General features: G+C 69.9%; 30 protein-coding genes and 3 pseudogenes. 26 read left to right on the forward strand and 7 right to left on the reverse strand.

Annotated elements, in window-relative coordinates; genetic code table 11:
- Positions 1-9 precede the first annotated feature (9 nt).
- The 8 genes from N6H00_RS24090 (at position 10) to N6H00_RS24125 (ending at position 8,377) form a co-directional block, all read left to right on the forward strand.
- The gene (locus N6H00_RS24090; RefSeq protein ID WP_268973917.1) at positions 10-1,299 is read left to right on the forward strand and encodes a serine hydrolase domain-containing protein; all 1,290 of its coding nucleotides are present in this window, start codon (positions 10-12) and stop codon (positions 1,297-1,299) included.
- Positions 1,300-1,553: 254 nt separating this feature from the next.
- Positions 1,554-2,534, forward strand: a complete 981-nt coding sequence (locus N6H00_RS24095; protein ID WP_268973918.1) for a TetR/AcrR family transcriptional regulator — start codon at positions 1,554-1,556, stop codon at positions 2,532-2,534.
- Positions 2,535-2,601: 67 nt separating this feature from the next.
- Complete coding sequence (locus tag N6H00_RS24100; protein WP_268973919.1) at positions 2,602-3,489, forward strand: 3-keto-5-aminohexanoate cleavage protein; 888 nt, start codon at positions 2,602-2,604, stop codon at positions 3,487-3,489.
- Positions 3,490-3,524: 35 nt separating this feature from the next.
- Positions 3,525-4,541, forward strand: a complete 1,017-nt coding sequence (locus tag N6H00_RS24105; RefSeq protein WP_268973920.1) for a 3-hydroxyacyl-CoA dehydrogenase NAD-binding domain-containing protein — start codon at positions 3,525-3,527, stop codon at positions 4,539-4,541.
- Entirely contained in the window at positions 4,538-5,011 is a 474-nt protein-coding gene (locus N6H00_RS24110; protein ID WP_268973921.1) for a thioesterase family protein, read from the forward strand. Before N6H00_RS24105 ends, N6H00_RS24110 begins: the two co-directional genes overlap by 4 nt.
- 173 nt (positions 5,012-5,184) lie before the next feature.
- The gene (locus tag N6H00_RS24115; RefSeq protein ID WP_268973922.1) at positions 5,185-6,033 is read left to right on the forward strand and encodes a class I SAM-dependent methyltransferase; all 849 of its coding nucleotides are present in this window, start codon (positions 5,185-5,187) and stop codon (positions 6,031-6,033) included.
- Positions 6,034-6,413: 380 nt separating this feature from the next.
- Complete coding sequence (locus N6H00_RS24120; RefSeq protein WP_268973923.1) at positions 6,414-7,412, forward strand: helix-turn-helix transcriptional regulator; 999 nt, start codon at positions 6,414-6,416, stop codon at positions 7,410-7,412.
- A 239-nt stretch (positions 7,413-7,651) separates the two neighbouring features.
- On the forward strand, positions 7,652-8,377 hold the full coding sequence (locus tag N6H00_RS24125; protein ID WP_443073024.1) for a pentapeptide repeat-containing protein: 726 nt from the start codon (positions 7,652-7,654) through the stop codon (positions 8,375-8,377).
- 93 nt (positions 8,378-8,470) lie between these two features.
- On the opposite strand, the gene N6H00_RS24130 is transcribed toward N6H00_RS24125, so the two are convergent.
- Entirely contained in the window at positions 8,471-9,934 is a 1,464-nt protein-coding gene (locus N6H00_RS24130) for an FG-GAP and VCBS repeat-containing protein (protein WP_268973924.1), read from the reverse strand.
- Positions 9,935-10,361: 427 nt separating this feature from the next.
- On the opposite strand from N6H00_RS24130, the gene N6H00_RS24135 reads away from it, so the two are divergent.
- A complete protein-coding gene (locus tag N6H00_RS24135; RefSeq protein WP_268973925.1) occupies positions 10,362-10,808 on the forward strand; it encodes a cupin domain-containing protein in 447 nt (148 codons plus the stop codon).
- 15 nt (positions 10,809-10,823) lie between these two features.
- Here N6H00_RS24135 and N6H00_RS24140 read toward each other — a convergent pair whose 3' ends face one another.
- Positions 10,824-11,606 carry an aminotransferase class IV family protein gene (locus N6H00_RS24140; RefSeq protein ID WP_268973926.1) on the reverse strand — a complete coding sequence of 261 codons (783 nt, stop codon included), beginning with the start codon at positions 11,604-11,606 and terminating at the stop codon, positions 10,824-10,826.
- Between the two features lie 59 nt (positions 11,607-11,665).
- Between N6H00_RS24140 and N6H00_RS40210 the strand changes: the two genes are divergently transcribed.
- Positions 11,666-12,880 carry an HNH endonuclease signature motif containing protein gene (locus N6H00_RS40210; protein ID WP_329618549.1) on the forward strand — a complete coding sequence of 405 codons (1,215 nt, stop codon included), beginning with the start codon at positions 11,666-11,668 and terminating at the stop codon, positions 12,878-12,880.
- 87 nt (positions 12,881-12,967) lie between these two features.
- Positions 12,968-13,168 (forward strand): SCO3870 family protein, encoded by a 201-nt coding sequence (locus N6H00_RS24150; RefSeq protein ID WP_268973927.1) that lies wholly within the window; start codon positions 12,968-12,970, stop codon positions 13,166-13,168.
- Between the two features lie 163 nt (positions 13,169-13,331).
- Here the strand turns inward: N6H00_RS24150 and N6H00_RS24155 are convergent, their stop codons facing one another.
- A complete protein-coding gene (locus N6H00_RS24155; protein ID WP_268973928.1) occupies positions 13,332-14,405 on the reverse strand; it encodes a Glu/Leu/Phe/Val family dehydrogenase in 1,074 nt (357 codons plus the stop codon).
- A 112-nt stretch (positions 14,406-14,517) separates the two neighbouring features.
- Between N6H00_RS24155 and N6H00_RS24160 the strand changes: the two genes are divergently transcribed.
- The 3 genes from N6H00_RS24160 to N6H00_RS24170 all read left to right on the forward strand — a co-directional run bounded on the left by N6H00_RS24160 (position 14,518) and on the right by N6H00_RS24170 (position 17,255).
- The gene (locus N6H00_RS24160; RefSeq protein WP_268973929.1) at positions 14,518-14,982 is read left to right on the forward strand and encodes an Lrp/AsnC family transcriptional regulator; all 465 of its coding nucleotides are present in this window, start codon (positions 14,518-14,520) and stop codon (positions 14,980-14,982) included.
- Positions 14,983-15,099: 117 nt separating this feature from the next.
- Positions 15,100-15,882 (forward strand): helix-turn-helix domain-containing protein, encoded by a 783-nt coding sequence (locus tag N6H00_RS24165; protein ID WP_268973930.1) that lies wholly within the window; start codon positions 15,100-15,102, stop codon positions 15,880-15,882.
- A 200-nt stretch (positions 15,883-16,082) separates the two neighbouring features.
- Positions 16,083-17,255, forward strand: a complete 1,173-nt coding sequence (locus N6H00_RS24170; RefSeq protein WP_268973931.1) for a 4-hydroxybenzoate 3-monooxygenase — start codon at positions 16,083-16,085, stop codon at positions 17,253-17,255.
- Positions 17,256-17,274: 19 nt separating this feature from the next.
- Here N6H00_RS24170 and N6H00_RS24175 read toward each other — a convergent pair.
- A pseudogene (locus N6H00_RS24175) lies at positions 17,275-17,549 on the reverse strand (IS5/IS1182 family transposase); the annotation flags it as partial.
- 149 nt (positions 17,550-17,698) lie between these two features.
- Between N6H00_RS24175 and N6H00_RS24180 the strand changes: the two are divergent.
- From N6H00_RS24180 to N6H00_RS24200, 6 genes and pseudogenes are all read left to right on the forward strand, one after another.
- Positions 17,699-18,691 carry an alpha/beta fold hydrolase gene (locus N6H00_RS24180; RefSeq protein ID WP_268977090.1) on the forward strand — a complete coding sequence of 331 codons (993 nt, stop codon included), beginning with the start codon at positions 17,699-17,701 and terminating at the stop codon, positions 18,689-18,691.
- A gap of 53 nt (positions 18,692-18,744) precedes the next feature.
- Positions 18,745-18,967 (forward strand): annotated as a pseudogene (locus N6H00_RS24185) (transposase); the annotation flags it as partial.
- Positions 18,944-19,078: pseudogene (locus N6H00_RS40580) on the forward strand (IS5/IS1182 family transposase); the annotation flags it as partial. The pseudogenes N6H00_RS24185 and N6H00_RS40580, both read left to right, overlap by 24 nt.
- Positions 19,023-19,289, forward strand: a complete 267-nt coding sequence (locus N6H00_RS24190; RefSeq protein ID WP_268973932.1) for a hypothetical protein — start codon at positions 19,023-19,025, stop codon at positions 19,287-19,289. The pseudogene N6H00_RS40580 and the gene N6H00_RS24190, both read left to right, overlap by 56 nt.
- A gap of 15 nt (positions 19,290-19,304) precedes the next feature.
- A complete protein-coding gene (locus N6H00_RS24195) occupies positions 19,305-19,925 on the forward strand; it encodes a C39 family peptidase (protein WP_268973933.1) in 621 nt (206 codons plus the stop codon).
- On the forward strand, positions 19,918-20,289 hold the full coding sequence (locus tag N6H00_RS24200) for a glutamate ligase domain-containing protein (RefSeq protein ID WP_268973934.1): 372 nt from the start codon (positions 19,918-19,920) through the stop codon (positions 20,287-20,289). The genes N6H00_RS24195 and N6H00_RS24200 overlap by 8 nt, the downstream gene beginning before the upstream one ends.
- Positions 20,290-20,404: 115 nt before the next feature.
- Here N6H00_RS24200 and N6H00_RS24205 read toward each other — a convergent pair whose 3' ends face one another.
- Both N6H00_RS24205 and N6H00_RS24210 read right to left on the reverse strand, forming a co-directional pair.
- Positions 20,405-20,560: a hypothetical protein gene (locus N6H00_RS24205; RefSeq protein ID WP_268973935.1), complete on the reverse strand. Its 156-nt coding sequence runs from the start codon at positions 20,558-20,560 to the stop codon at positions 20,405-20,407.
- 46 nt (positions 20,561-20,606) lie between these two features.
- Positions 20,607-21,278: an HAD family hydrolase gene (locus tag N6H00_RS24210; RefSeq protein ID WP_268973936.1), complete on the reverse strand. Its 672-nt coding sequence runs from the start codon at positions 21,276-21,278 to the stop codon at positions 20,607-20,609.
- Positions 21,279-21,362: 84 nt separating this feature from the next.
- On the opposite strand from N6H00_RS24210, the gene N6H00_RS24215 reads away from it, so the two are divergent.
- The 5 genes from N6H00_RS24215 to N6H00_RS24235 all read left to right on the forward strand — a co-directional run bounded on the left by N6H00_RS24215 (position 21,363) and on the right by N6H00_RS24235 (position 24,462).
- Complete coding sequence (locus tag N6H00_RS24215; protein WP_268973937.1) at positions 21,363-22,562, forward strand: helix-turn-helix domain-containing protein; 1,200 nt, start codon at positions 21,363-21,365, stop codon at positions 22,560-22,562.
- 103 nt (positions 22,563-22,665) lie between these two features.
- Entirely contained in the window at positions 22,666-23,268 is a 603-nt protein-coding gene (locus tag N6H00_RS24220) for a hypothetical protein (RefSeq protein WP_268973938.1), read from the forward strand.
- Positions 23,265-24,152 carry a Scr1 family TA system antitoxin-like transcriptional regulator gene (locus tag N6H00_RS24225; protein ID WP_268973939.1) on the forward strand — a complete coding sequence of 296 codons (888 nt, stop codon included), beginning with the start codon at positions 23,265-23,267 and terminating at the stop codon, positions 24,150-24,152. Before N6H00_RS24220 ends, N6H00_RS24225 begins: the two co-directional genes overlap by 4 nt.
- Complete coding sequence (locus N6H00_RS24230) at positions 24,149-24,322, forward strand: hypothetical protein (RefSeq protein ID WP_268973940.1); 174 nt, start codon at positions 24,149-24,151, stop codon at positions 24,320-24,322. The genes N6H00_RS24225 and N6H00_RS24230 overlap by 4 nt, the downstream gene beginning before the upstream one ends.
- Positions 24,319-24,462, forward strand: coding sequence for a hypothetical protein (locus N6H00_RS24235; protein WP_268973941.1), 144 nt, complete (start codon positions 24,319-24,321; stop codon positions 24,460-24,462). The genes N6H00_RS24230 and N6H00_RS24235 overlap by 4 nt, the downstream gene beginning before the upstream one ends.
- A 265-nt stretch (positions 24,463-24,727) precedes the next feature.
- Here the strand turns inward: N6H00_RS24235 and N6H00_RS24240 are convergent, their stop codons facing one another.
- On the reverse strand, positions 24,728-24,904 hold the full coding sequence (locus N6H00_RS24240; protein WP_268973942.1) for a hypothetical protein: 177 nt from the start codon (positions 24,902-24,904) through the stop codon (positions 24,728-24,730).
- Positions 24,905-25,053: 149 nt separating this feature from the next.
- Here N6H00_RS24240 and N6H00_RS24245 point away from each other — a divergent pair, with 149 nt between their 5' ends.
- The gene (locus N6H00_RS24245; protein WP_268973943.1) at positions 25,054-25,179 is read left to right on the forward strand and encodes a hypothetical protein; all 126 of its coding nucleotides are present in this window, start codon (positions 25,054-25,056) and stop codon (positions 25,177-25,179) included.
- Positions 25,180-25,742 lie beyond the last annotated feature (563 nt).

Consider the following 25,742-nt stretch of genomic DNA (forward strand, 5'->3'; position numbering starts at 1 on the left):
GGAACTGCCATGTCCGCACACACGTCGTCTCGCCACCGGATCCTGCGCGCGGGGCTGGCAGTGGCGTTGGCGACCGGTATGAGCGCGGCGCTCATGGGCTGCTCGGACTCGGAGGCGAGCGCGGCGAAGACGTCGTCCGAGCAGGGCGCGGCGGGCGCTTCGGCCGACGAGCGGCTGGCCGACATCGCGCGGAAGGCGGCGGACGAGGGTTCCCTGGGGGTGATCGTCCGGGTCGACCGCGGCAAGGGGGCGCCCGTGGAGATCGCGCGGCAGGCCGGCTGGACGAAAGACGATCACCGCATCGCCGCCGACGACCAGTTCAGGGTCGGGTCCAACACCAAGACGGTCACCGCGACCCTCGTCCTGCAACAGGTCGCCGAGGGCAGGATCGGCCTCGCCGACCCGGTGGAGAAGTGGCTGCCCGGACTGGTCGAGGGCGGCGCGGACATCACCGTCCGGATGCTGCTCAACCACACCAGCGGGCTGGGCGACTTCCTGTTGACACCGCAGTTCCTGCCCTCCCTCACCGGCCAGGAGCGGCGCACCTGGCGGCCGGAGGACCTCCTGGCCATCACCCCCGAGCAGGATCCGCCGGCCGAGCCCGGTGAGAAGTACTCCTACAGCAACGCCAACTACGTCGCCCTCGGGCTGATCCTGGAGAAGGCCACCGGGAGCAGCATGGCCGAGCTGATCGAGCAGAAGATCACCAAGCCGTTGGGGATGAAGGACTCGTTCCTGGCCACGAACGCCGACTGGTCCGCCGGGAAGCAGCACGTGACCGGCTACGAACCGGACGCCGAGCGCCTGAAGGACATCCTCTCCCCGACCGTGGAGCTGCCCGAAGGCGTCGGCTTCGAGGGCCCCGAACGTCCCGACAGCAACATCGACACCACCGCCATCGACCCGAGCTGGTCCTGGGCGGCGGGAGCCATGGTCTCCACCGCACAGGACTGGCAGCGCTTCCTGACCGCGCTGATGTCCGGCGAGCTGCTGCCCAAGGCCCAGATGAAGCAGATGCGCACCACCGTCGCCGCCCCCGAGGAAGGCGGCGGTTACGGCCTCGGCCTGATGAAGGTGAACACGCCCTGCGGCACCGTCTGGGGCCACACCGGCGGCCTGCCCGGCTACTCCAGCGAGATCTACACCGACGCCGGCGGACACCGCAGCGTCGCGGTCCTGACGAGCACGAACTTCGGCATCAAGGAAAAGGCGGCCGCGACCGCGAACAAGGCCCTCGTCGAAGCGGCGACCTGCCGCATGCTGGGCAAGCCACTGCCCTCGGAGACCCCCGGCGAGTGACCGTCGCGGCGGCCGCGCTCGTCGAGTACCAGCGCGACATATGGGTGCGCCACCAGGAAGCTCTGGCGGTGCGACGACCCCGCTCTCCCGATCGACACCGGCTTCGGCGCGACCCTGGTCGACGGCCGCGACTCCCAACTGACGCGCTAGTCAGTGCGCAGCGCAATATCTCGTCCGGGTTATTCCGGGTGATATAGGCATCGCGCGCCTCGCATGCATTGCGTTTATCTCAACGTATCCGTACGGTGTCGGCCATGCGGCAACAGTTCGACGTGGCGGAACGCGTACGTCAGGTGATCGGTGAAGCCGGTTGCACCCAGCGCGAATTCGCCCGGCGGGTCGTGATGGACCCGTCCAAGCTCTCGCGTTCGCTCAGCGGGAGCCGGCGCTTCACCGTGGCCGAGCTGGCGCGGATCGCGGACGCCGGGAACGTGGACGCCGGGTGGCTGCTGGGCACCACGGCCGTCGGCGGGGCGGCGGCCGGGGCCGGCGCGCCCCGGCCGCCCGCCGCGCCCCCCGAGGGCGGGCGGCCGTTGCAGATCGTGCGGGAGACGGTGCGGCTCATCGCCGAGCGCGGCTTCCACGCCGTACGCGTCGCCGACATCGCCGCGGCCTGCGACACCAGCACCGCCACCATCCACTACCACTTCCCGGGCCGCGCCGAACTGCTCGAAGCCGCCGTGCGCTGGTGCATGGACGAGGACACCGCGCGCCGCGCCGCCCGGATCGCCGAGGCCGACGACGCCCGGGAGGAGCTGCGGCAGCTGATCGCGCTCCAGGTGCCGCACACCGAGCGGCAGCGGCGGCAGTGGCTGGTGTGGCTGGACCTGTGGGCCGAGGCCGCACGGTCCACGGCCATCGGGCGGCTGCACGCCGACTTCTACCGGCAGTGGCGGCAGACCGTCGCCGACGTGATCCGGCGGGGGATCGAGCAGGGGGTCTTCCGCGCCGTCGACCCGGAGTACAGCGCGCTGCGCCTGACCGCGCTGATCGACGGGCTCGCCACTCAGGTGCTGGCCACCGCGCCCGGTGCGGGCGGGACCAGCGCCGAGGACATGGACATCGCCTGCAACGCGTACGTGGACACCGAGTTGTCCGAGGCGACCGAAGTGACCGCCCGGCGGCCCGGAGCCGACCGGCCCGGGTCGGCCAGTCGGCCCGGAGCCGACCAGCCCGGACCGTCCGACCAGCCCGGAGCCGAGCAGCCCGGACCGTCCGACCAGCCCGGACCGTAGCCACGCGCTGCCGCGCGCCGCGAGGAAGTCGCCGCGCACCGCGAGAAAGGGAGAGAAGCCCGTGCCCATGAACGACAGCGTGATCATCACCTGTGCCCTCACCGGCGCCGGTGACACGGTGGGCCGCAGCCCCCACGTCCCCGTCACCCCCGAGCAGATAGCCCGCTCCGCCGTCGAGGCCGCGGAGGCCGGGGCGGCCGTGGTCCACATCCACGTACGCGACCCCGAGACCGGCGCCCCCGCCCGCGACCCGCGGCTTTACCGCGAGGTCGTGGAGCGGGTCAAGGAGACCGGCACCGACGTCGTCATCAACCTCACCGCGGGTATGGGCGGCGACCTGGTCATCGACCCCGAGCACCCGCTCACCCACCTCCCCGGCACCGACCTGGTCAGCGGCCTGGACCGGCTGCCGCACGTCGAGGAGCTGCTCCCCGACATCTGCACCCTCGACTGCGGCTCGCTCAACTTCGGCGACGGCAGCAACCTCTACGTCTCCACCCCCGACATGCTGCGCACCGGCGCCAAGCGGATCCAGGAGCTGGGCGTCCGCCCCGAGCTGGAGATCTTCGACACCGGGCAGCTGTGGTTCGCCAAGCAGCTGCTGGCCGAGGGGCTGCTCGACGACCCGACCGTCTTCCAGCTCTGCATGGGCATCCCGTGGGGCGCCCCGGCCGATCCGGGCGTGCTCCAGGCGATGGTCGGCATGCTGCCCGAGGGCGCCCAGTGGGCCAGCTTCGCGCTGGGCCGGATGCAGATGCCGTGGGTGGCGCAGTCCATCCTGCTCGGCGGCAACGTACGGGTCGGGCTGGAGGACAACCTCTACCTCAGCCGGGGCGTCAAGGCCACCAATGGCCGGCTCGTCGAGCGCGCGGTCCAGATCACCGAGCTGCTGGGCGCGAAGGTCGCCACACCGGACGAGGCCCGGCGACGGCTCGGCCTCAAGCCCCGCGCGTAATCCCCCCACCGCCCGCTCCCCACCCGAGGATCGCCATGCCCTCACCACCCCGTACCCCCGAAGAGGTCCGCCGCGTCGCCTGCGTCGGCGCCGGAGTCATCGGCGGCGGCTGGGCCGCCCACTTCCTGGCCCGCGGCTACGACGTCACCGCCTGGGACCCGGCCCCCGACGCCGAGGAGAAGCTGCGCCGTCTCGTGGCCGCCGCCTGGCCCGCCCTGGAGCGGATCGGCCTCGCCGACGGCGCTTCACCCGACCGGCTGACCGTCGCCGCGACCGCCGAGGAGGCCGTGGCCGACGCACAGTTCGTCCAGGAGAGCGCCCCCGAGAAGCTGGAGCTGAAGCGGTCGCTGCTGGCCCGGCTGGACGCGGCGGCCCCGCCCGGTGTCGTGATCGCGTCCTCCACCTCCGGCTATCCGATGACCGATATGCAGACCGAGGCCGCCGACCCCGGCCGGCTCGTCGTCGGTCACCCCTTCAACCCGCCGTACCTCATACCGCTGGTCGAGGTCGTCGGCGGGGAGCGGACCGACGCCGCCGCGGTCGAATGGGCCGCACGCTTCTACAAGGTGGCGGGCAAGTCCGTCATCACCATGGAGCGCGAGCTGCCCGGTTTCATCGCCAACCGGCTCCAGGAGGCGCTGTGGCGCGAGGCGCTGCACATGGTCGCCAACGGCGAGGCCACGGTGAAGGAGATCGACGACTCGATCACCGAGGGACCGGGGCTGCGGTGGGCTTTCATGGGCCCCTGCCTCACGTTCGCCCTGGCGGGCGGCGAGGGAGGCATGGGACATATGCTCGACCACTTCGGACCCTCGTTGAAGTCTCCGTGGACCCGTCTCGAGGCGCCTGAGCTGGACGCCACGCTGCGTACGGCCATGGTCGAGGGCTGTGACGAGGCGGCCGGCGGCCGTACCATCGCGCAGCTCGTCGCGGAGCGCGACCAGGGCGTCATCGACGTCCTGCGGGCGACCGGCCGGCTGCCGCGGCAGCGCACCGAGGGGACGGACGGCATCGCAAGCACCACCAGCAGCAGCATGGGAGACGAGACATGAGCACCACGCTCCCCGACTACCGGCAGACCGTACGTCCCGAGTGGATCGACTACAACGGCCACATGAGCGAGGCGTTCTACGTCCTCGTCTTCGGCCACAGCACCGACGAGATGATGGTGGAGACCGGGCTGGACTCCGCCTACCGGGAGAAGACCGGCTGCTCCCTCTACACCGTGGAGTCGCACATCCGGTATCTGCGCGAGGTCGACGAGGGCGCGGACCTCACCATCCGTACGCGGGTGCTCGGCGTGGACGAGAAGAAGGTGCGGTTCGCCCATGAGATGCACGTGGGCGAACCGGACGGCGCCCCCGTGGCCACGACCGAGCTGCTCGCGCTCCACGTCGACCAGAAGGAGGGCCGCTCGGCGCCGTTCCCGGAGGAGGTGCGGGAGCGGCTGACGGACCTGGTCGAGAAGAGCCCCGAGTGGGCGGGCCGGGGGATCGGCCCGGTTCCGGCCGAGGCGGGTTGAACGACCACCGGCGCTCCTGAACGACCGCCGGCCTTCCTGAACGCCCCGGCCCCGGAACCGTCCGGGGGCCGGGGCGTTACTCGTTCCGTACCCGTTCCGGACCGGGTGAGGTTGAATGGCGGTGGAGGAACCCGACAGACGCGGGGGACGCGCCTACGAGGAGTGACGACGCCATGGCGGACGCCGGACCGGACGGCAAGGGCCGGCGCGTCGAGCTGAGCGGGGTGCCCGAGACCCTGCTGTGGAACCTCTATATGCGGGCCGCCGAGGCCCGCCGGCCGCGGACCGTGCTCGAGGACCCCAAGGCCGTGGAGCTGGTCGAGCGCATCGACTACCCCTTCGAGGAGACCTTCGGGACGCCCAACCCGCTGCTGGCCCAGGGCCACGCGCTGCGGGTCCGCACCTTCGACGCCGCCGTACGGGCGTTCCTCGACGAGCATCCGGACGGCACCGTCGTCGCGCTCGCCGAGGGGCTGGAGACGCAGTTCTGGCGGGTGGACAACGGACGGGCGCGCTGGCTGTGCGTGGAGCTGCCGGAGACCGCCGAGGTACGGCGGGCGCTGCTGCCGGACGAGGAGCGGCGGCGCACCCTCGCCCGGTCGGCGCTCGACCTGTCCTGGCGGGACGAGGTCGATCCGGGGCGCGGAGTGCTGATCACCGCCCAGGGGCTGCTGATGTATCTGCGGCCGGCCGAGGTGCGGGACCTGATCGCGGGGTGCGCCGAGCGGTTCCGGGGCGGGGCGCTGGTCTTCGACGCGGTGCCGCGGTGGTTCAGCGCCCGCACGATGCGCGGCGGGATGCGCACCGCGCAGGGCTATCGCACCCCGCCCATGCCGTGGGGGATGGACGCGGGTGAGCTGCCGAAGGTGCGGACGGCCCATCCGGCGATCACGGACGTACGCGAGGTGCCGCCGCCGCGCGGGCGCGGGTTCTACTTCGGGGCACTGGCGCCCCTGATGCGGTGGCTGCCGGCGGTACGGAACCTGCGGCCGACGATGACGGCGATCGCCCGCTTCTCCTGAGCCCGCGTCCCTCGGACCGCCCCCCTCGGACCGCCCCCGGACCGCGCCCTTCTCCGCCACATCCACCCTGACGTGGCCGAAAACGTCATGCTGACGCCGGGCGAACACTAGTGGAACCTATAGACGTTGTCGCTCAACCGTTTTTCGAGGTCATGGCGCATGCCTACAATCCCGCCTGTTCCGCTCATCGGGTGGTTCGGAAGTCTGTGCATGCGCTGTGGACATTCCGACGACGGTGTCCGTGTAGTCCGTGGAGGCATCGCCGTCCCGGCCGCGGGGCGGCATCGCATGCCTCCCAACGAGCGGGAACCTGCCGTATCCGCCACGACTACTGAACCCGGGTGAGGAGCTCGGCACGGGGGGCAGCGGAGGGAATCTGGATGCTTGAGACATTGGGTCTCGACCCGACTACCGAGAACGTCTACCGTGCCATACTCGGCCAGCCGCAGATGAGCGTGGCTGATCTTCAGGACCATCTCGGCATTTCGGAAGAAACGTTACGTCTTGCTCTGGACCGACTCAGCGCGCTCGCCCTGGTGCGACCGTCCCTCCACGATCCGCAGCGCTTCCGGATCGTGGACCCCGAAGTGCCCATGCGCCTTCTGCTCGCCCGGCAGGAAGAACGTCTCGCCCAGGAACACCAGCGGATCGAGCAGACCCGTCTCGCCGTCAGCAAGCTCATGGTCGACTTCGCCGCCACGCAGTCCCGGAAGAACGCTCCGGGTGTCGAGCAACTCGAGGGAATCGAGGAGATCAGGGAGCGGATCAACGTCCTGAGCCATTCGGTGCGCACGGAGGTCATGGCCCTCGCTCCGGGCGGTGCGCAGAGCGCCGCGAGCATCGAGGCGGCCCGGCCGCAGGACGCCGAACTCCTCCGGCGGGGCGTGCTCATGCGGACCGTCTACCTGGACAGCATCCGTAACAACCCCCTGACCATGCAATACGCGAACTGGCTCCGCGAACAGGGCGGCCAGGTGCGGACGGCGCCGTCGCTGCCGATCCGCATGACCATCCTGGACCGCGAGATCGCCGTCGTGCCCACGGACGGTGAGAACAGCGCTGCCGGAGCCCTGGTCCTCAACGGGACCGGGGCCCTGGTGGCGCTGACCGCGTTCTTCGAGAACATCTGGGAGAGCGCCCTGCCGCTGGGCAACGAGCCCAACCGCCGTGACGAGCGCGGCCTCGTCGGGCAGGAGGCGGAGGCGATCAAGCTGCTGGGGCAGGGGCTGACGGACGAGGCGATAGCCAAACGCCTGGGCGTCTCCCCGCGCACCGCACGCCGGATCGCCGCCGACCTGATGGAGAAAATGGGCGCCCGCAGCCGGTTCCAGGCAGGCGCCCGCGCCACGGCCATGGGGTGGATCACCGGAACCGAGTAGCGCGTCCTTCGGTACGGCATACGGCATACGCCGCGTATGCCGTATGCCGCGCATCCCGTCGGCGAGCGGTGAGTCGTCCCCTCAGGCTCCGGCGCGGCTTCCAGGGCCGGTTTCCCGATGCGCGCCGATTGGGCAAAACCGCGCGGTCGGCGTCAGCATGGGGCGTCCCCCCGCCCGTACCGGCGCCTGTCAGGGCTTCGGGACGGGGACGCCCGCCCCGCCGCCCCGGAAGGACACCCGTGCCGACCCCATCCCCCTCCCGGTCTCAATCCCGGTCATCCCGCCGGGACTCGGCCACACCCCCGCGACCGCGCCCCCTGGACGCACTGCCGTACGCGCATCGGCTCTCGCCGTTCACCGGCGAGATCGAGCCCGAGGGCGTCTACGAGTGGCTCCACTTCGACGGCTCCGCTCTCGAGGACCTCGACGGTGAGAGCTCCCGCTTCAGCGAGTCGGCCTTCTCCTCGGTGACCTTCACCGGCGGCGGTTACCGGCGCTCACGCTTCGACGACGTCTGGCTGAACACGGTCCGCATGGTCGGCACCGATCTGTCGGAGACCACCTGGCTGAACAGCGAATGCTCCGCCGGCATCCTCGCGGGCACGGAGATCCACAGCGCCGGGATGCACCGCGTGGTCTTCCACGGCTGCAAGTTCGACTCGGTCAACCTGCGCGGTGCCGCGCTGCGGGACGTGGCGTTCGTCGACTGCCTCTTGCGCGATGTGGACTTCGGCGGGGCGACCCTGACCGGCACATCGTTCCCCGGCTCGACCCTGGACGGCGTGCACTTCCGCAAGGCCGCACTGGCCGACGTCGATCTCCACGAGGCGGCCGGACTGCACATCGCCTCCGGGCTGGAAGCCCTGAACGGCGCGACGATCAGCTCGACCCAGCTGCTCGACCTGGCACCCGCTCTGGCCCAGGTCATCGGCCTCACGGTGCGGGACGGTGCGGGCCGGCCGTGATACGCCGGTGGCCCGGCCCGGACGAGCCGGGCCAGGCCACTGACGCCCACTGACGGCGCTGTGCACGACGGCGTCGCGCACAGCGCCGCCGTACTACTTCGTCGCGGGCCCGGACAGCTCCGTGCCGAAGGCGGCCTTGGCCGCCGGGGAGCCGAGGTCACTCGGCCCGATGAGGGCGGAGCCCTCGGCGGTGAGGCCGTCGCCGCCCGCGTACAGGAGGGCTACCGCGCCCGCGCCGTCGGTCCGCTTCGGGACGCCGATGGCCAGGTCGGGCTTGCCGTCGCCGTTGTAGTCGGCCGGCGAGACGGACTCGCCGAAGTGGTCGTTGCCCTCCATGGAGCCGGGGACGCCCTCGGTGTCGAGGGAGAAGGTCTGCGCACCCGCGTCGGTCAGCCACTCCTTGGTGCCCTTGAGCACGGTGATGGCGCCGGCGTCGTTGTAGCCACCGGGGGCCTCGGCGGCGGTGTCGCTGACGACGAGGTCGTCGTAGCCGTCGCCGTTGATGTCGGTGAGCTGGGAGGCGGTGCCGTTCTGCGCCTCACCCTTCCAGGTCACCGGGTTGGCGGTGTCGAGCCCCGAGGCGGTGCCCGGGTACGTCCGCAGGCGGGCGTCGTCCGGACCGTCCGAGAAGCCGGTGTCGATGACGACGTCGTCCTTGCCGTCGCCGTTGACGTCACCCACCACGGCCCGGTACGAGGCGAACCACAGTGCCACGTCCTCGCCCAGCGGCGTGCTCTTCAGCCCCCCGGACGAGCCGGGCAGCACGCCGAGCGTGCCCTCGTCGGCGGGGTCGTCCTGGTAGGCGACGGTGACCAGGTCGGCGAAGCCGTCCCCGTTGATGTCGCCGGACGACAGGTGCTCGATGCCCGCTCCGCCACCGGGCGGGGTGACGGCGGACATCTTCGGGGTGGCGGTGTCGCGCAGGTTCGCCGCGCCGTTGACGACCTGGACCTTGTCGCCGTCGGAGATGGCGATGTCGTCACGGCCGTCGTGGTTGTAGTCGCCCACGGCCATGGTGTCGCCGAAGTACCGGTAGGCGGTGGCCGTCGGCGCGTGGAAGGCGATCGCGTCGCTGGAGAGGCCGTCCTTGGAGCCGAAGACGACCGTGACGGAACCGGCCCGCTCGGCGTCGCCGATGGACTCGTAGTTCGCGGCGACGATCAGATCGGTGTAGCCGTCCCCGTCCACATCGCCGCGCACCACGGCCGAGCCGAAGTGGTCCCCGGCCTCGGGCGTGCCGGGCACTCCCGGGCTGGCCTGCGTCAATGTGCTGTGCCGGGCGGTGTCGACACCGCCCTGGGCCCCGTAGGTCACGGCCACGTAGCCCGCCTTGGACTTCCCGGAGACGGTGCCGTCGGGCGCGCCCACGCCGAGGTCGGCATAGCCGTCCCCGTCGATGTCGCCCGTGGTCTTACCTGCCGCGGCGGCTGCGGGGGAGGGCTGGTTCTGGTCGGTTCCGTCGCCGTTCGACACCACGGCACTGGCTCCGGCGGCCACGGCGGCGGTCACGGCGGCGCCGACCGCCACACCGACCACAGCTCTGGTCCTGTTGCGCACAAATCCTCCATGTAGTAACGCATCGGGCGCCCTCGATCCCCGGCCGCCACATGTCTCCCCCGGCAGCGGGAACGGAAGGGTCGTGGAATGAGAGCTCTCTGGAAGCTGAACGGTTGCAGAACCCAAGGAAAACGAGACAGGGTCGTAATCTTGGCCCCGCCTCGCCAACTCCCGTGCGGACCAGCGCGTTTGTCGCCAAAGACGTCCCCTTGTCCCGTTGCGGTCCGACTCGTCACCGCCCTCCGCTCCGTCAGCCCCCGTCACCGACCGTGACGGGCCAGAGTGCGCCGCGCACCGCACCGGCGCACTCTGGACGCACGACGCACGACGCACGTACGACGCACGACGCGCGACGTACGAACACGACCTGACCGGATCGCAGTCCGCGCACCGGAACGACGCCCGCATCACCACGGGAGGTCTCACCATGTCGCACCACGAGTCGGCGGTAGGCGGCCCGGAGAGCCGGCCGCGCTCGGAAGCGTGGAAGACGGCGCTCACCGTGCTCCAGTCGGTGAAACCGCCGTTCGTACCGGAGGGAGCGGAGGCGATGACGGTTCTCGTCGCCTACCCGCCCGGCGACCCCGGCGCCCCTCCGCACCGCCACTCGGGGCCCGCTTTCGGCTACATGCTGGAGGGGGAGATGCTCTTCGAGCTCGAAGGCGAGCCGGAGCGGGTGATCAAGGCCGGGGAGACGTTCTGGGAGCCGGGCGGCGATGTCATCCACTACCAGGACGGGAACAACCGGACCGACTCCTGGAGCCGCTTCGTCGTCACCATGCTCTGCGCGCCGGGCCGCCCCATGCTCACCGTGGTCGACGACGAAGAACTGGCCCAGCGCCGACACCTGCGAGCCCCCCGCTCCACCAGCTGACCAGCTGACCCGCCCCTACAACTCCTCGCCGGGAATCGCCAGGTAGGTCTCGCGTAGCGTGCTCAGCACCGGGTGCTCGATGGCCATGGCCGTGTCGTCGATGGCCGACAGCGCACGGACGCCGATGGACGTATTGGTGGCGAAGGCGACCCGCATCTCCTTGGCCTGGCCGACGGTGACGGCGGCGACCTGGTGACCCACCCGCTCCCGCAGAAGGGCCATGGTGACGCCGGGCAGGACCGGCGCCGCCGGCCACACCACCGTGCCGTCGCCGTCGATGAAGCCCACGTTCCAGGTGCCCCCTTCGGACACGCGCCCGTCGGCCCCGACGAACAGTGCGTCGTCGAACCCGCTGAGCTGCGCGCTCCGGCGGGCGTGCAGGGGTCCGAACAGCCCGGTGTGCTTGACCTCGGGAAGGTCGCGCTCGTACCGCACGGTCATCGCGCGCAACGGCGGCGGAGACATCGCACCGGCCGCCCGCACGGTCACCAGAACGCGCGGCTGGTCGGCGGCCGCGGGGTGCCCCATGTCCACCGTGGGGTCGTAGACCGTGACGCGAACCACACACGGCCCGCTCCGCCCGCCGAGAGCCTGCCGGACCTGCTCCCGGACCCGCCCGATGTCCAGGCCGGCACCCCACACCGTCGCGCAGTCCCGCTCGAGACGTTCCATATGCAAGGCCAGCCCCCGGACCCGGCCGTCGGCGTCGACGCGCATCGACGTGAAGTGGCCCAGATTCGTGAGCGCCAGGGGCATCAGGTCATCGGCGGTCACGGGCCGTCCGTCGAGTGTCGCCATACCGCCCAGCATGTCAGCGCGCCCCGCGACTGTCAGAACTGTCGCTTACTGTTCCCATCATGGCGATGGCTGACATAACCCGTAGGGAAGTCGAACAAGCGATGGCCGAGTTCGATCGGCTGGAGCGCGACCCCTTCCTCCAGCACTACGGGTTCAGGCGCGCTCGTCGCTATATGGTGTCCCACGACGGCAAGCTCTACGACTCCAAAGCGATTGTCGGCGCAGCACACGGCTTTCTCCCTGGTCAACAGCCGCTGACGTGGCAACAGCTCTCCGGGGGAGCGAAACACGCCGCCCGCCTCCTCAGAAGGCTCGGCTTCGCCGTGGAGGAACCAGGAGGAGCCGGCCCCCACGAGGACCTGATCACCCGTGTCACCAACCTCAAGGTGAACCGCTCATCCGGGCAACCGGCCTTGTACCAACCGATCACGCTGCTGTGGGCCTTCGGCCGCGCCCGCCGCGGCGAAGCCCGACTGCTGTCCTGGATCGAGACCGAAGACGCGATCAAGGCGCTCCTGGAACGACACGGCATGCGGGGAGAGCGGCCACGCCCCGACTACCCCATCGCGGCGCTGCACCGCGCCGGTCTCTGGGAACTGCACGGCCACACCGGCTCGGTGCCCACTGCTCGAGGCGACAGCAAGCTGCGGCGCTGGTTCGCCGAACACCACCCCTCCGGCGGCCTCCCGGAACCCGTGTACCACCTCGTACAGCACTCAGCGCAGACCCGCCTCGCCGCGATCGACACGCTGCTGAGCACGTTCTTCCAGGACCTCGACTACGAGCCACTGCTCACCGAGGTCGGCCTTTACGACGACAACGTGGCCGACGACGTTCTCGACGCAGACGAGCAGGACGACGAAGGGAAAGGGTCGCTGAACCTGGCGGCCCAGTACGAACGGTGGTGCCGCATCGTCGACAACCGCGAGAACCAGAACCGAGGCAGACGAGTCCCGCGCACCAGATACGACCCCATACGCTCCGGCTCCGCCCGAAGAGCCGTTCTGCACCGCAGCCAGGGCCGCTGTGAGAACCCCAACTGCTCAGGGCAGCCCACCGACGTCACCGACGCCGGCCGGCCCATACTCGAAGTCGATCACGTCATGGACCTCGCCCTCGATGGGCGCGACCACCCGAGCCAGATGGTCGCCCTCTGCCCCAACTGCCATGCTGTCAAGACCCGTGGACGCACGCGCGAACAGCTTCGCGTGACCCTGCTCGACGTGGCGCTGGAGCGCCACACCGCCCTGCGTACGGCGCAGGAGGCCGAATGACCTCATTCGCTTCAGGTGAAGGGAAGTTGACGATGGACAAGTAGACTCCGTATTGCCCAGCCGTCTCGCAGCTCGGAGGAAGTGACCATGGCGAAGGTCCCGTTCGGTTCCCTGTCCGCCGCGATCGCGGCGCTCGGAACGGTGCTCGCTTTCTTCGCGCTCCAGCTTCGCGCGGACGGCTACGAGCAGTACGTCGAATCCGTGGCCAACTTCAGCGTCGTGATGTTCGTCACCGCGGCTCTGATCGTGGTGACGTGGGTCCGTGACGGTCGGCCGCACTCGGACTGAGCCCTTCGTCGGCCGCGTATCCCGCCATCCCCTCGGCCAGGAGCCGTTCGGCGAGGGCGTTGCGGAAGTCCCTGTCCTGCTCGGTATCGGCGACCGGCGACGAGATCCGGTGGGAAGTCCGATGGCGGCGTCGCACCGGGTACGGCCGGGGGAACCGAGATCCTCATAGGGGATGGTCCAACAAGGTCGTGGGTGAGGTGGTGGCGTCGGCGGCGGCCCGTAGGCGTTGCCGGGCCAGTTCGCCCGCCGCCTGCGCCGGGGTCCGGCCATGGCGCTGCGCGGTGTCCAGCAGGTGGTCGACGGTCTCCTCGATGGCATCGACCCGCGCACGGGCGTCGTCCGCACCGACGTGGTGGAGTTCGGTGCTGATGGCGTGGATGACGCCGCCCGCGCCGGCGACGAAGTCCGGTACCCAGATGATGCCGCGCTGGTGCAGCAGATCGGCGACATCCGGCGTGGCGAGCTGGTTGTTCGCCGGGCCGACCACGGCACGGCAGCGCAGCTCCGCCGAGGTCTGCCGGGTCAGGACGGAGCCGAGTGCCGCGGGGACCACGATGTCCACGTCCGCGGCGATGATCTCCTCGGGCGACTGCCAGACGGCGCCGAGCTCGTCGCTGACCGTCCGCTTGCCGGGGTCGATGTCCGTCACCGTCAGAGTGGCTCCGTCGGCCACGAGAAGGCGGGCCAGGCCGGCGCCCACGCGGCCCAGGCCGATCACGGCGAGACGGCGGCCCGCCAGGCTGGAGGTGCCGTACAGCCGCCGGCTGACGGCCCGTAGCGCGGCGAGCGTCCCCTGCGCGGTGTGCGGGGACGAGTCGCCGCTTCCCCCCAGATCCTTCGGCCTGCAGAACACGTGGGGGGTGGATTCCCCGATGACCGCCATGTCGGCGGGGCCGGTCCCGACATCCGGTCCGGTGGCGTACGCACCGCCCAGCGACGCGATGACCTCGGCCGCGTCACGCAGCACGTCGCGCCGCCGGTCGGGCCTGAGTTCCAGCCCTTCCGGCAGGGCTACGACGGCCTTCCCGCCGCCGCTGGACAGCCCGGCCACGGCGAACTTCGAGGTCATCGCAGCCGACAGGCGAAGGGCGTCGGTGAGACCGTCCCGCCAGTCGGCGTAAGTCCAGAGCCGGAGGCCGCCGGCCGCCGGACCGAGTGCCGTGGAGTGCACAGCCACGATCACCGGCAGACGGGAGCGCCGACCTGTGTGCATCACGACCTGCTCGTGATCGAGCATGGGACCTCTCCCTTTTCATTCATCCGGTTCGATGACGCCATGCTGCACAAACGTCTTCTCCGACACCCATCTGACCGAACGTATGGCAGATATTCGGGTACGGTCGTCGACCATGGACGAACTTGATTCGGAGATTGTCCGGCTCCTCCAGACAGATGCACGGCGGTCCAACCGCGAACTCGCCCGGCAGCTCGGCATCGCCCCCTCGACCTGCCTGGAGCGGGTCCGGGCACTCCACCGCCGGGGCGTCATCCGCGGCTACCACGCCGACATCGACCCCGCCGCCCTCAACCGCGGCGTTCAGGCGCTCGTCTCCGTTCAGGTGCGCCCCCTCAGCCGCGCCGCCATCGACGCGTTCAAGGGCTACGCCAGTGGTCTGCCGGAAGTCCTGCACACCTTCGTGCTCTCCGGAGGCGACGACTTCCTGCTGCACGTCGCCGTACAGGACCTCGACCGGCTGCACGCCTTCCTCACGGACCGGCTCAGCAAGCGCGGCGAAATCACCGGCTTCCGCACCTCGGTCATTTTCCAGCAGGTGAGCAACACCGCCCCCACCCGGCTTCCCGCGCCGGACTAGGCACCGCCCCGTGCGGATCGAGCGGTGCGGAGCGGGCGGTGCGGAGGATGGTCAGCCCGCCGGTGCCTCTTTTCGGGTGAGCCATGGGCGGCAAAACCGCCAGTAAAGTGACTCCCGATGCCGGAAACCCGCCAGCTCTCACCAACGCCCTCCGCACCGGACGAGCCGCTCTTGCAGGGAGGCGCGTGGCTGCCGCACGGCTATCAGCTCGACCCTCACTCGCACCTCCAGGGACAGCTCGTATACGCCGCTGCCGGCGCGCTGGCCACCGCGACCGAACGTGGCACCTGGGTCGCCCCGGCCAACCGTGTCACCTGGACACCACCGCGCTTCGCCCACTCCCACCGCTTCTACGGCCGGACCGACGTGCGCCTCGTCTCCGTCCCGCTCGATCTGTGCGGCGAGCTGGTGGACCACCCCAGCGTCTTCGTGGTCAGTCCCCTCCTCAGAGAGGCGCTTCTGGCGCTGACCGACAAGCCGGAGCGACGGCCCGGCGCGCACCGGCGGCTGCTCGCGGTGGTCGTGGATCAGCTCGCGGACGCCGCCGAGCACTCCCTGCACCTGCCCGAACCCCGTGACGACCGGCTGCGCGCCGCCACCGCTCTCCTCCACAAGGATCCCGCCCGGCCCGCCACCCTGGCCGAGCTGGGCCGAACGGTGGGGGCGAGCGAGCGCACCCTGAGCCGCCTGTTCCACACGGAACTGAGCATGAGTTTCCACCGCTGGCGCACCACCCTGCGCATCCACCACGCCCTGGCTCACCTCGCCGACGGCATGTCCGTCACCGAGACCGCGGTGGCGTGCGGCTGGTCCAATCCCTCCAGCTTCATCGACGCCTTCACCGAAGTCATCGGCCAGACGCCCGGCCGCTACCAGGCAGATCTGCGTAACCGCCGGTAGCAGTGGTCACCCCGCAGGTGTGCCGAGCGCCCACCCGCGAGGTTGGCGGCTTTCCGGTACTGGCCGTCCGTACACCGGTGGTTCGCAAGCCCCCGCCCGTTTCACAGTAAGAGCCGTACGCCGCACCACCACCGCGGCACCGTCGTTCGCGCCACCGGCGTGCCCGACCACCGCTTTGAGCACGAAAGGCTCGCACACCCATGGCAGAGACACGCGAACACACGGCCGTCGTCATCGTCGGGGCCGGCGTCGCCGGTCTGACGCTCGGCAACTTCCTGCTGCGCAACGGCATCGACTGCACCGTGCTGGAGAAGCACCCCCGCGCCTATGTCGAGCAGCGCCAGCGCGCAGGGACCATCGACACGTTCGGGGTGCGCATGTTCCGTGAGTGGGGCCTGGAAGAGGTGCTGGAAGGCGACCCCATCCCGCACCGCGAGGGCGGCTTCTACATCGACGGACAGGCGATGCCGATCGACGTGGACGACGATGACAACGACAGCCTCTACTGTCCCCAGCAGACCCTGGTGCGCAACCTCACCGACGTCTTCCTGCGTGACGGCGGAGACCTCCGCTACGAAGCCGTCGACGTGGCCCTGGAAGACATCACCGGCGAGCACCCCGTCGTCCGCTACCAGGACGCCGACGGCACGGCCAAGGCCATCGACTGCGACGTCATAGCCGGATGCGACGGCTTCCACGGCGTGAGCCGACGCACCATCCCCGCCTCCGCCCTGACCGAGTACTCCCACGCGTACGGGTACTCCTGGCTCAGCGTCCTGGCCGCCGTCCCGACCAACCCGTCCGGCATGGCGATCCACTCACTGGGACTCGCCGGCATGATCCCCCGCGGCCCGCACGCCAGCCGCGTCTACCTCCAGTGCGCCGTCGACGACACCCCCGAGCAGTGGCCCGACGAGCGCATCTGGAGCCAGCTGGAAGCCCGCTTCGGCACCCCCGTGTCAACCGGCGAGATCATCGACAAGCGGATCGTGCCGCTGCGCAGCGTGGTCTTCGACCCGATGAGTCACGGCAACCTCTACCTCCTCGGAGACGCCGCCCACATCGTCCCGCCGATGAGCGCCAAGGGCATCCACCTAGCCCTCCACGACACCGAGATCTTCGCCCGCGCCGTCATCCGCCAGCTCAAGGAGGGCGACCGAAGCCTCCTCGACAGCTACTCCGAGACCTGCCTGCCCCACATCTGGAACTACCAGGCATTCGCGACCTGGATCACCGACACCATGCACAACGCCGGCTTCACCGGCTACGAAGGCGAATTCCGCAAGCAGGTCGCCCGCGCCGAGCTCCAGCGCCAGTTCACCTCGGACGCGGCGAACAAGCTCTTCAGCGAACTCACCGCCGGAACCAACTAGCTAGGCCCTGTCCGGCGGATCATGGTCGGAGCCGTAGTCGGATCGCGGCTGCGGTGACTGTGCCGTGGAAGACATAGGCTCTCTTGGCCTAACGGGGCGGCGACCGCCCGGGAGTTCTTGAGCCGGTTGATGGTCCGCTCGACTTCGTTTCGGCGCCGGTAGTGCTCCTGGTCGAACCCGGCGGGCCTGCCGCCCGCGCTGCCTCTGCGCCGGGGGTGGGCCCGCTGGTCCCTCGGCTCCGGGATCGTGTGCTGCATCCGGCGTCTTCGCAAGGTAACTGCGGTTGCGGCGGGAACGCGCGGGGGCGGTTCGGGCAGTTCGGGCGGTCCGGTCGCTCACGGCGCGCGGGTCGGACCCTGCGAGCCGCACGGCAGGGTGGTCCTGGGTCCACCCCTGTGGGGGTGCTGGACCGCTGGTGGGCCGAACGGGCCGTTCATAGCGTGGTGTTCATGATGGATGACACGAACGAAGAACGAAAAGGTGCCACCCGGCGGACGGCGCTGCGTGGGCTGGGACTCGGGGTGGGAGGCATGGCGCTGGCCACCGGGCTCGGAACCTCGCCGGCCGCGGCGGCCCCGCGTCGCGGGCTCGGAACGTACGTGCTGGTGCACGGTACCCACAGCGCCGGCGCGTTCTGGATGCCGATTGCGCGGGAACTGGTGCTGCGCGGCCACCGCGTCGTCATGGTGGACCAGCCGCGGCACGGCGCGGAGGCTTTCGTGGCGGAGTCGTACCAGCGGCAGGACCTCACAGCGATGGCGGTCGAGCCCTCCCCGCTGAAGGGCCTCGGGCTGGACGACTACGAGGCGCGCGTCACGGGCATCGTGCGGCAGGCCGCACGGAACGGGCCGGTGGTGCTGGTCGGGCACAGCCTGGGTGGCGTGTCGGTCAGCCGTGTCGGTGACGCCGTCCCGCACCTGCTTCACCACATCTGCTACATGGCGGCCTTCTGTCCCAGCCGCGTCCTGCCCACGGCGGACGCCTGCACGGCGGCACCCGAGAACGCGAACGCCGTCAGCCCGGTGGAGCTGACGGTGGGCGACCCGGACCGGCTCGGGGTATTGCGGCTGAACTTCCGTACGGGTGTCAGCGGTGAGTTGGCCCTCCTGAAGGAGATGATCTGCGCGGACTACCCCGACGCCGACTTCCGCCGGATACTGGCCGGCATGCAGACCGACGAGCCCGTCGCCGCCTATGCGGGCCGAGCGGTCGGCCGGGCCGGCAACTGGGGACGCATTCCCCGCACGTACCTGCGTTTCGGCAGGGACCGTACGATCGCCACCGCGCTCCAGGACAGAATGATCGCGGAAGCCGACGCGGCCACCCCCGGCAACAGCTTCCGCGTGCACGATTTCCCCGATGCGTCACACGTCGGCCCTCTGGATCCCACCCCGGTTGCGGACGTCCTGGACACGCTCGCAGGGCAGGGGGGCTAGGTTCCGTCCGGGGGATTATGCGACCTTCTGATTGATCGCTCGTTGGTCCGGTCATGCGTCGGGGGGCTCTGACGAATCGCGAGTGGTCGCTTCCGGGGCCGCACCTGCCGCCGTCGGGTGGTCGGGGAGGCCGGTGGAGTGACCACCGCACGGTGCTGAACGGCAACCTGTTCCGGGTCCGGACCGGAGTTCCGTGGCGTGATCTGCCGGAACGCTACGGATCGATCCTGGAAATCCATGTACGAACGGCATCGCCGATGGTCGGCGGAGCGGACCATCAACTGGCTCAAGAACTCCCGGGCGGTCGCCACCCGTGACGACAAGAGAGCCTATGTCTTCCACGGCACAGTCACCGCAGCCGCGATCCGACTATGGCTCCGACCATGATCCGCCGGACAGGACTAGCCCACGTCCCAGCGGCTTCACCGGCGCGCTCGGCGTCGGCTCTCTGCTGGAGCGCAACATCCTGACATCCTGCCCCGGCCTTTCGGAACGCGGCAGCCTCGCCACCACGGCGCATGCCGGCGGCATCCCGTACTCCGAGCTGGTGCACCGTCTCGTACGGGCCGCGTTCACCAAGCCGGCGTACGTACCGTAGGCAAGACTGGGACGCATGAGCGTCCCGACGATCACTCATCCTGTCCCGTACTACTCACAGTGGGAGTCCGCGTCTTGGGTACCGGATTTCCTCTCCGGTACCAAGGACGCGGCGGATGACCCGCTGTGGCAGAAGTCCGGCGCCGGCTCCCCGCAGGAATACGCCTTCTGGGCACCGCGCATGTGTGGTGTGGCGTGTCTGCGGATGGCGCTGGACTTCTGGCGGCATCCGGTGCCGCCCTCTGTGCCGCTCGTGCGCGAGCTGTGCGAGGCCGGTGCCTACGTCCGCGAGGGGAACACGGTGAAAGGGCTGATCTACCAACCGTTCGCCGACCACGTACAAGCACGTTGGGGATTGGAGGCCCGCTCCGCCCCCGACCTGTCCGCCGAGCGACTTCCGGAGATCATCGCCAGTGGGCGCCTGGCCATGCTGTCCGTACACAACACGATCCGTACACCCCAAGCAGAACCACCGAGCAAGGGCGGACACCTGGTGCTCGCCATCGGCGTCAGCGAGGAGGGCGTGATGCTGCACAACCCCTCAGGGCTTCCCGACCTGTCCCAAGAAGCCGCAACGGTGTCGTGGGGCCGCTTGGACCACTTCTTCGCGGGGCGGGGCGTGATCCTCGGTGACTGATGAGAGCGACGCCAGGACCACGGAGAACGGACCCTGCACGCGGCGGATCGCCGTGCTCGGCGAGATGTACGAACTCGGAGACGAGGCGGCACAGGCGCATTGGACCATCGGCCAAGAGGCCGGCCGGCTCGGCATCGACATCGTGATCGCGGTGGGCGGGGCCATGGCCAAGCAACTCGCCCTCGGGGCTGCTCAAGCCGGAGCCGATACCGCCATCGTCAGCGACAACGAGACGGCTACGGCTCTCCTGGAAAAGATTGTCCAGCCTGATGACGTGGTCCTGATCAAGGGATCGCGAGGCGGGATGCGATGGCAGATCGCCCAGGCCCTCACCGGGCAGAAGATCACTGGTCTTCTGAGCTGATCTCGCCCGGACGGGGCTTGAACGGATCGTCCTCGCCTTCGATCCGACGCGCTCAGCCGGTACTCGGCGGTCGGGTAGTCGCCAAGCCCCAGGCGCGCTGGGCGTTTCGTCGTGCTCAGCCGTCGGGGTGGCGTGCGGCCTGGCACTCGACGGCGGCGTCATGCCAGCGCTTCCACTGGACGGCGTGTTCGTCGCCGTCGAGGCCGCGGAGCTTGGCGTGCTCGTTGTCGTCCGCTGTCCGGAGTTCGATGAGTCTGTTGGGAGTGTCCACTCGGGTGGATCATCAAACCGACGCATCAGACACCTGTGCGTTTTTCTTACCTCATCAGGAGCTTCAGCATTCTCTCAGTGTCGGCAAGGTCCTCGACGACCTCCGTAGCTCCGGCGGTCCGTAGGTCGTCCGCGCTGGTACGTCCGGTAGCTACGCCGATCACGCGCACGCCGCAGCTTCGCCCGCCCTCGACATCGAAAGAAGTGTCCCCGACGAGGACGGCGCGCTCCGCGGACATCTGGGCACGCTGAAGCGCAGTACTCACTAGCTGCGGCCGCTCGTCCGCGTCCTCACCGAACGCGCCAATGGACAGGTCGATGTACCGGTCGAGACCGAACGCGGACAGCTTCACTTCCGCAGCGGCCCGGATGTTGCCGGTCATTACGGTCTGTGTGACCTCATCGTGTGCAGCCAGGGCCGCGAGCAGCGACGGCGCCCCAGGGAGGGCGTGCCCGCGCTCGCGAAGCTCGGCCGCGCGCCGCACGTGTACAGCTCCCAGTGCCTGCGCGAACCGCTCGAACACCTCACGGCTGTCCCGCAACCCGTGCAGTTGCAGTGTCTCTCGAAGGATGACCGGCTCGGTCGATCCGTCGATCTTCGCTTGCTCCCGCATGGGTTGACCGGTGACCTCCTCGAACGCTTCAGCCCAGAGATCGCGGCCGACCCCTCGGGTATCTACGAGTGTGTGGTCGATGTCCCACAACACGAGCAGCGACACTGTCTCGCCTTCCGTTCGTTGGATACCGGCCCCCGGTTGGTGACGGGCGCCATACGCTGAGTGGGGATACGTACGGAGGTAGGCATGGTCGCATCCGATCTGCCCATCGGAGACAGGATCAGGCACTATCGCGGTGAACGCCGCCAGGACGTCGTGGCCGGGCTCGTCGGAATCTCGCCCGACTATCTGTCCCAGATTGAACGGGGCCTGAAAATTCCGTCGCTGCCCATTTTGTACGCCATAGCTCAGGAGCTCGGAGTGCCCACCGCCGCACTGCTCGCTGACGCACCCGCGCCCAGCCGTGTGCCTCCGGACACCACCGAACCCGCGATCGTGCAGGTCCTGATGGGCTACGGACCGCCTCGCAGTGCTGTCGCTGCGCCTCCGGCGGCGCTGCGGGAGCGAGTGGAGAGCGCCTGGCGAGCCTGGCAGAGAAGCAAGACCCGCTTCACGGACATGGCGGCGGTGCTCCCCAGTTTGATCGCCGATACCGAGCACGCCGCCCGTGCCCATCGGTCAGCTGAAGGCTCCGGTACGCGCCGCGACGTCATGCGCGTGGCCGCTGACCTGTACTTCCTGCTTCGGTCCTACCTACGGCGCACTGGCCGAGTCGACTTGTCGATGATAGCCGCCGATCGAGCCGTACGGGCAGCCCAGGAAGCCGACGACCCACTACGTATAGCGGCCGCTCAATGGAATTTGGGGCACGTCCTGCTTGCTGCGCATGAGCCGGATGGTGCCGAGCAGGTCGCGCTACGAGCTGTCGAGGAGCTACGCAGGGCGTCCATGACGGAGCCGGAACGAATCGCGATGTCCGGTGCCCTCCAGCTGGTGGCGGTCGTCGCGCAGGCTCGGCGCCAGGACTGGTCGGCGGCGCGGCAGCGGCTGCGGACCCAGGCTCGCCCAGCGGCGCAGAGCGTCGGCGAGGGCAACATCATGTGGACTGTCTTCGGGCCGACCAACGTGGACCTGCACGAGGTCAGCATCGAAATGGAGGCGGGCGACGCAAGCGAGGCGCTGCACGTAGCAGACGAGGTGGACACCAGCGGCCTGCCATCGGTGGAGCGGTCCTTCACCTTCAACCTGGAGGTGGCCCGCTGTCATAACCTGCGCCGCGAGGACGCGGCGGTGCTCCTGAGCCTCATGGAGTTGGAGGACTTGGCGCCGGAGGACCTGGCACGGACTCCACTGGCGCGGAAGTTGATGTTGACGGTGATCCGACGCGGTCGAGCAATGCACGCCCGGCAGGCGGAGAAGTTGGCGGAGCGGGTCGGAGTCTTCTGACCGGCGAGCTTGTGGTTCACCCGAGCTGTCAGTTCGGGTGAACAGCCTCGGGTGTCTCTACGGTCAGTCATCACCTGATCACCGATGACGCCCGGGGGCTACCGTGCCGACGAATCCCCAAGTCCTGCCGTGGACACCACCGAACACCGCGGACGTCGAGGCGTTACCCGTGGGCAAATGGTGGGACGCCATCTCCGCGCCCACTCCTGTCGCCGACCGCGCCCTGGAGCTGCTCGGGCGGGACTCGGGCGCCGTCATCCAAGACGACACCCACGGCAAGGCGTACTGGCTGATCGGAGTCGGCACCGCCCGCAGCTGGTGCATGCGACAGGTCCGCGTCCTCACCGAACTCGCCGACGAAAGCACCCTCCTCGGCGTACCGCCCGCATCCTGGGGAGCCGAGCACCGGACGTACTGGCGGATCCCGCTCGGCCCGGACCGGTACCTGACCGACACCCATCACCTGGCCCCCGCCCTGGGCCAGGCCGTTTACGACGTTCTCGGCCCGAGGCCGAACGGCCGCCAGCTGTGCTACCGATGCCAGCTGCCCACCGACGAGCCGGTCATCGTAGAAGTCCACCACAGCGTCAGCGGCGCCGGACGCACCACCTACTCCTGCCCGTCCCACGCCCCTACCTACCAGCGCGACCCGGTCGCCGAGGCCGCCGCCAGGCGCCGCGCCCTCGAACAGGGCAGGACCCGATGACAGACGACGTGACCACCCCTGATCGTGGACCCGCGCCCCTGGTCCTGGGCGCATACCTGCGGTCCCTACGGCTCGCCAAGGGCCTCACGCCCACCGCCGCCGCCGACGCCATCCGCAGCTCACCATCCAAGATCAACCGGATGGAAACCGGCCAGGCAGCACAGCGATGGCAGGACGTATCCACCCTGACCAGGCTCTACGGCGTGACCGACATGGACACCATCACCGGCGCAATGCGCTGGACAGGCCGGCAGACGACAGACCCCACACGCTTCCCAGGCCCCGTCCGCGATGACGCCGAGGGCTGGATGGACCGACTGCGCGCCTGCGAACACCACGCGTCCGAAATCTGCGTCTACGCCTCGGTCACCATGCCCCGCATCGTGCAGACCACCGGATACCCCGTGGACCACCTGACCCTGCTGACCTCGTCGGCCCAACCCCCGCGGGTCCCGGCGCACACCGTGCTCCCCGACAACCAGACGCAGGACGTCACCGTGCTCCTCGACGGAGCGATGCTCCTGCGGACGCGCGGAAATCCGCTGGCGATGGCAGCGCAAATGGCCTACCTGCAGCAACTGGCAACCTCCCCACACCGCCCGCGCGTCTTGGTGGTGCCCCTTCGGACAGGGACCGTACCGCCCCCTGGCACCCTGCACCGCTTCCACCTCCACGGGCAGGAGGTGTTCGCCGAGGAGACATGGAGCGCGGTCTACGCCAGCGGAACGGACGGCCAGGCAGCGCGCGACCGCCTCGCGGCCGGACTCCAGGCCGCCAAGGATCCCGAGGCCAGCGCCGCTCTGCTGGACGCAGCACGCCGGCGGTTCCAACTGCTGGCCGAGGACCCGGCGTCCGATCCTCTCCTCAAGGAGGTGGCGACATGACCGCGAGTCTGCTGGGCCCGGCCGCCGAGACCGAGTGGCGCGCAGCCCTGGAGCACGCCGCAGGCTGCCCGGCCTGCCGGACGCCCGGCACCAGGTGCGAGACCGGGGAGCGCCTGCTGGGCGCCTACGAGGAGGCCGCACGGCGGGCCCGGTCAGGAGCTACCGGATGAGGCACCGCCGACAGCCTCCCGCCGAACGAGCGGCGCTGCTCGCCGTCCGAGCAGCCCGGATGGGCCTGCTGCTCAGCGTGATCCCGCTGCTGCTGGCGCTCGCGGTCTACCTCTGCCTGGTCGGGGACCCGGCCCGATAGACGGGGCGGCTAGCTGGTGTTCCGGGCCCCCGTACCGGAGAGGACGGCGCCGGCGGCCCACCCTCCCAGACACCCTGTGGCCGGTGCAGCCAGGCACGGCCGCCGACCGCAGGGCAGGGACTCCGGCCCCGACGTGGGGATCGCCGGCCGGAGTTCCCACACAGAAAAGCCCCGCCCCGGACGCGCGCTTGGACGGCCGGCGACCGGGACGAGGACCACGCACCACCCCAACGAGAGAGAGGCACGCATGACCGACGTTACTGCGTTACTCGAACGCCCCGAGCGCAACGGAGTGATCCGGACCGTCCTCAACAACAACCGCGGCATGGAAGCCGAGATGGCCGAGCGGATCGTCGACGAGGCCGTCAAGTTCACCGCGACCTGCGCCGCGTTCCCCAACGCTCGGCTGCGCCCGTCCCGGGTGGTCGATGAGGGTTGGCACGCCCTGATCCTCCACACCCGCGTCTACAGCGAGCTGTGCGAGGGGCTCGGCCGCTTCGTACACCACAAGCCGGAGCCGCCGGACCCATCCCGGCACAACGCGGGCGAGCTGACACGCACCCAGGAGATGATCGCTCGGGTGGGTTCACGGTGGATGACGCGCTGTGGCTGGCGCCGACCGACCAGACCATCCCGGTCGCGGCCGACTGCGAGCACAGCGAGCCCGGCGGCGAGAACACATGCACTGGCGACTGCAGCAACACCGGCCCGAACTGACCCAGCGAGAGGAGCTGACACCCGTGCACGCCATCCGTACTCTCGACAACAGGAGGTGACCATCGTGTCGCAATGGGTGAATCCTCGTGCTGTCGAGACCGTGCGGTTCGCGAGCCAGTTCCAGGCGCCCGCCGCACTCCCGGATGACGCCTGCGGATGCTGGACTGGGCGCCGGCGGCGATGGGGCACGGCTCAGCGCCCTCGACGGCGGCTTGCGGCAACCGTGTTCGCCGCCCCCGACGGGGCGCTCTACGCCGTGCCGTGCAGTCGGTGCGGCGGCAAGGGCGTCGTTTCGTAGGGCAATGGTACGGAAACGCCCGTCCGCGTGTCGCTCTCGCGATGCGCGGACGGGCCTGCCCAGAGCACCCGGTCTGCCGCCGTTCCTGGCTCCGTTGATCAGCGTCCCGACCTTGGTTCCGGCTGCCTATGGCCCTCCCAAGGGCCCGCGTATCCAGCCGATTCCCCCGGGCACGCCACCCGACCCCCGCTTTCCACCCCTCACGCCCGGACAGCAGAAGAACTTGCGATGTCTCGAGTGGCAGGCCGGCGGAGATCGCCCGGCT

It is taken from the genome of Streptomyces sp. S465, from assembly GCF_026898115.1.
GTDB lineage: Bacteria > Actinomycetota > Actinomycetes > Streptomycetales > Streptomycetaceae > Streptomyces > Streptomyces luomodiensis.

Coding starts and splice junctions, on each gene's coding strand:
- N6H00_RS24120 (WP_268973923.1), top strand. CDS start 6,414: ATGCTTGAGACATTGGGTCTCGACCCGACTACCGAGAACGTCTACCGT.
- N6H00_RS24155 (WP_268973928.1), bottom strand. CDS start 14,405: ATGCTCGATCACGAGCAGGTCGTGATGCACACAGGTCGGCGCTCCCGT.
- N6H00_RS24230 (WP_268973940.1), top strand. CDS start 24,149: ATGACCGCGAGTCTGCTGGGCCCGGCCGCCGAGACCGAGTGGCGCGCA.
- N6H00_RS24105 (WP_268973920.1), top strand. CDS start 3,525: ATGCCCTCACCACCCCGTACCCCCGAAGAGGTCCGCCGCGTCGCCTGC.
- N6H00_RS24160 (WP_268973929.1), top strand. CDS start 14,518: ATGGACGAACTTGATTCGGAGATTGTCCGGCTCCTCCAGACAGATGCA.
- N6H00_RS24100 (WP_268973919.1), top strand. CDS start 2,602: ATGAACGACAGCGTGATCATCACCTGTGCCCTCACCGGCGCCGGTGAC.
- N6H00_RS24150 (WP_268973927.1), top strand. CDS start 12,968: ATGGCGAAGGTCCCGTTCGGTTCCCTGTCCGCCGCGATCGCGGCGCTC.
- N6H00_RS24215 (WP_268973937.1), top strand. CDS start 21,363: ATGGTCGCATCCGATCTGCCCATCGGAGACAGGATCAGGCACTATCGC.
- N6H00_RS24095 (WP_268973918.1), top strand. CDS start 1,554: ATGCGGCAACAGTTCGACGTGGCGGAACGCGTACGTCAGGTGATCGGT.
- N6H00_RS40210 (WP_329618549.1), top strand. CDS start 11,666: ATGGCGATGGCTGACATAACCCGTAGGGAAGTCGAACAAGCGATGGCC.
- N6H00_RS24110 (WP_268973921.1), top strand. CDS start 4,538: ATGAGCACCACGCTCCCCGACTACCGGCAGACCGTACGTCCCGAGTGG.
- N6H00_RS24165 (WP_268973930.1), top strand. CDS start 15,100: ATGCCGGAAACCCGCCAGCTCTCACCAACGCCCTCCGCACCGGACGAG.
- N6H00_RS24115 (WP_268973922.1), top strand. CDS start 5,185: ATGGCGGACGCCGGACCGGACGGCAAGGGCCGGCGCGTCGAGCTGAGC.
- N6H00_RS24195 (WP_268973933.1), top strand. CDS start 19,305: ATGAGCGTCCCGACGATCACTCATCCTGTCCCGTACTACTCACAGTGG.
- N6H00_RS24225 (WP_268973939.1), top strand. CDS start 23,265: ATGACAGACGACGTGACCACCCCTGATCGTGGACCCGCGCCCCTGGTC.
- N6H00_RS24190 (WP_268973932.1), top strand. CDS start 19,023: ATGTCTTCCACGGCACAGTCACCGCAGCCGCGATCCGACTATGGCTCC.
- N6H00_RS24090 (WP_268973917.1), top strand. CDS start 10: ATGTCCGCACACACGTCGTCTCGCCACCGGATCCTGCGCGCGGGGCTG.
- N6H00_RS24170 (WP_268973931.1), top strand. CDS start 16,083: ATGGCAGAGACACGCGAACACACGGCCGTCGTCATCGTCGGGGCCGGC.
- N6H00_RS24140 (WP_268973926.1), bottom strand. CDS start 11,606: ATGGCGACACTCGACGGACGGCCCGTGACCGCCGATGACCTGATGCCC.
- N6H00_RS24135 (WP_268973925.1), top strand. CDS start 10,362: ATGTCGCACCACGAGTCGGCGGTAGGCGGCCCGGAGAGCCGGCCGCGC.
- N6H00_RS24235 (WP_268973941.1), top strand. CDS start 24,319: ATGAGGCACCGCCGACAGCCTCCCGCCGAACGAGCGGCGCTGCTCGCC.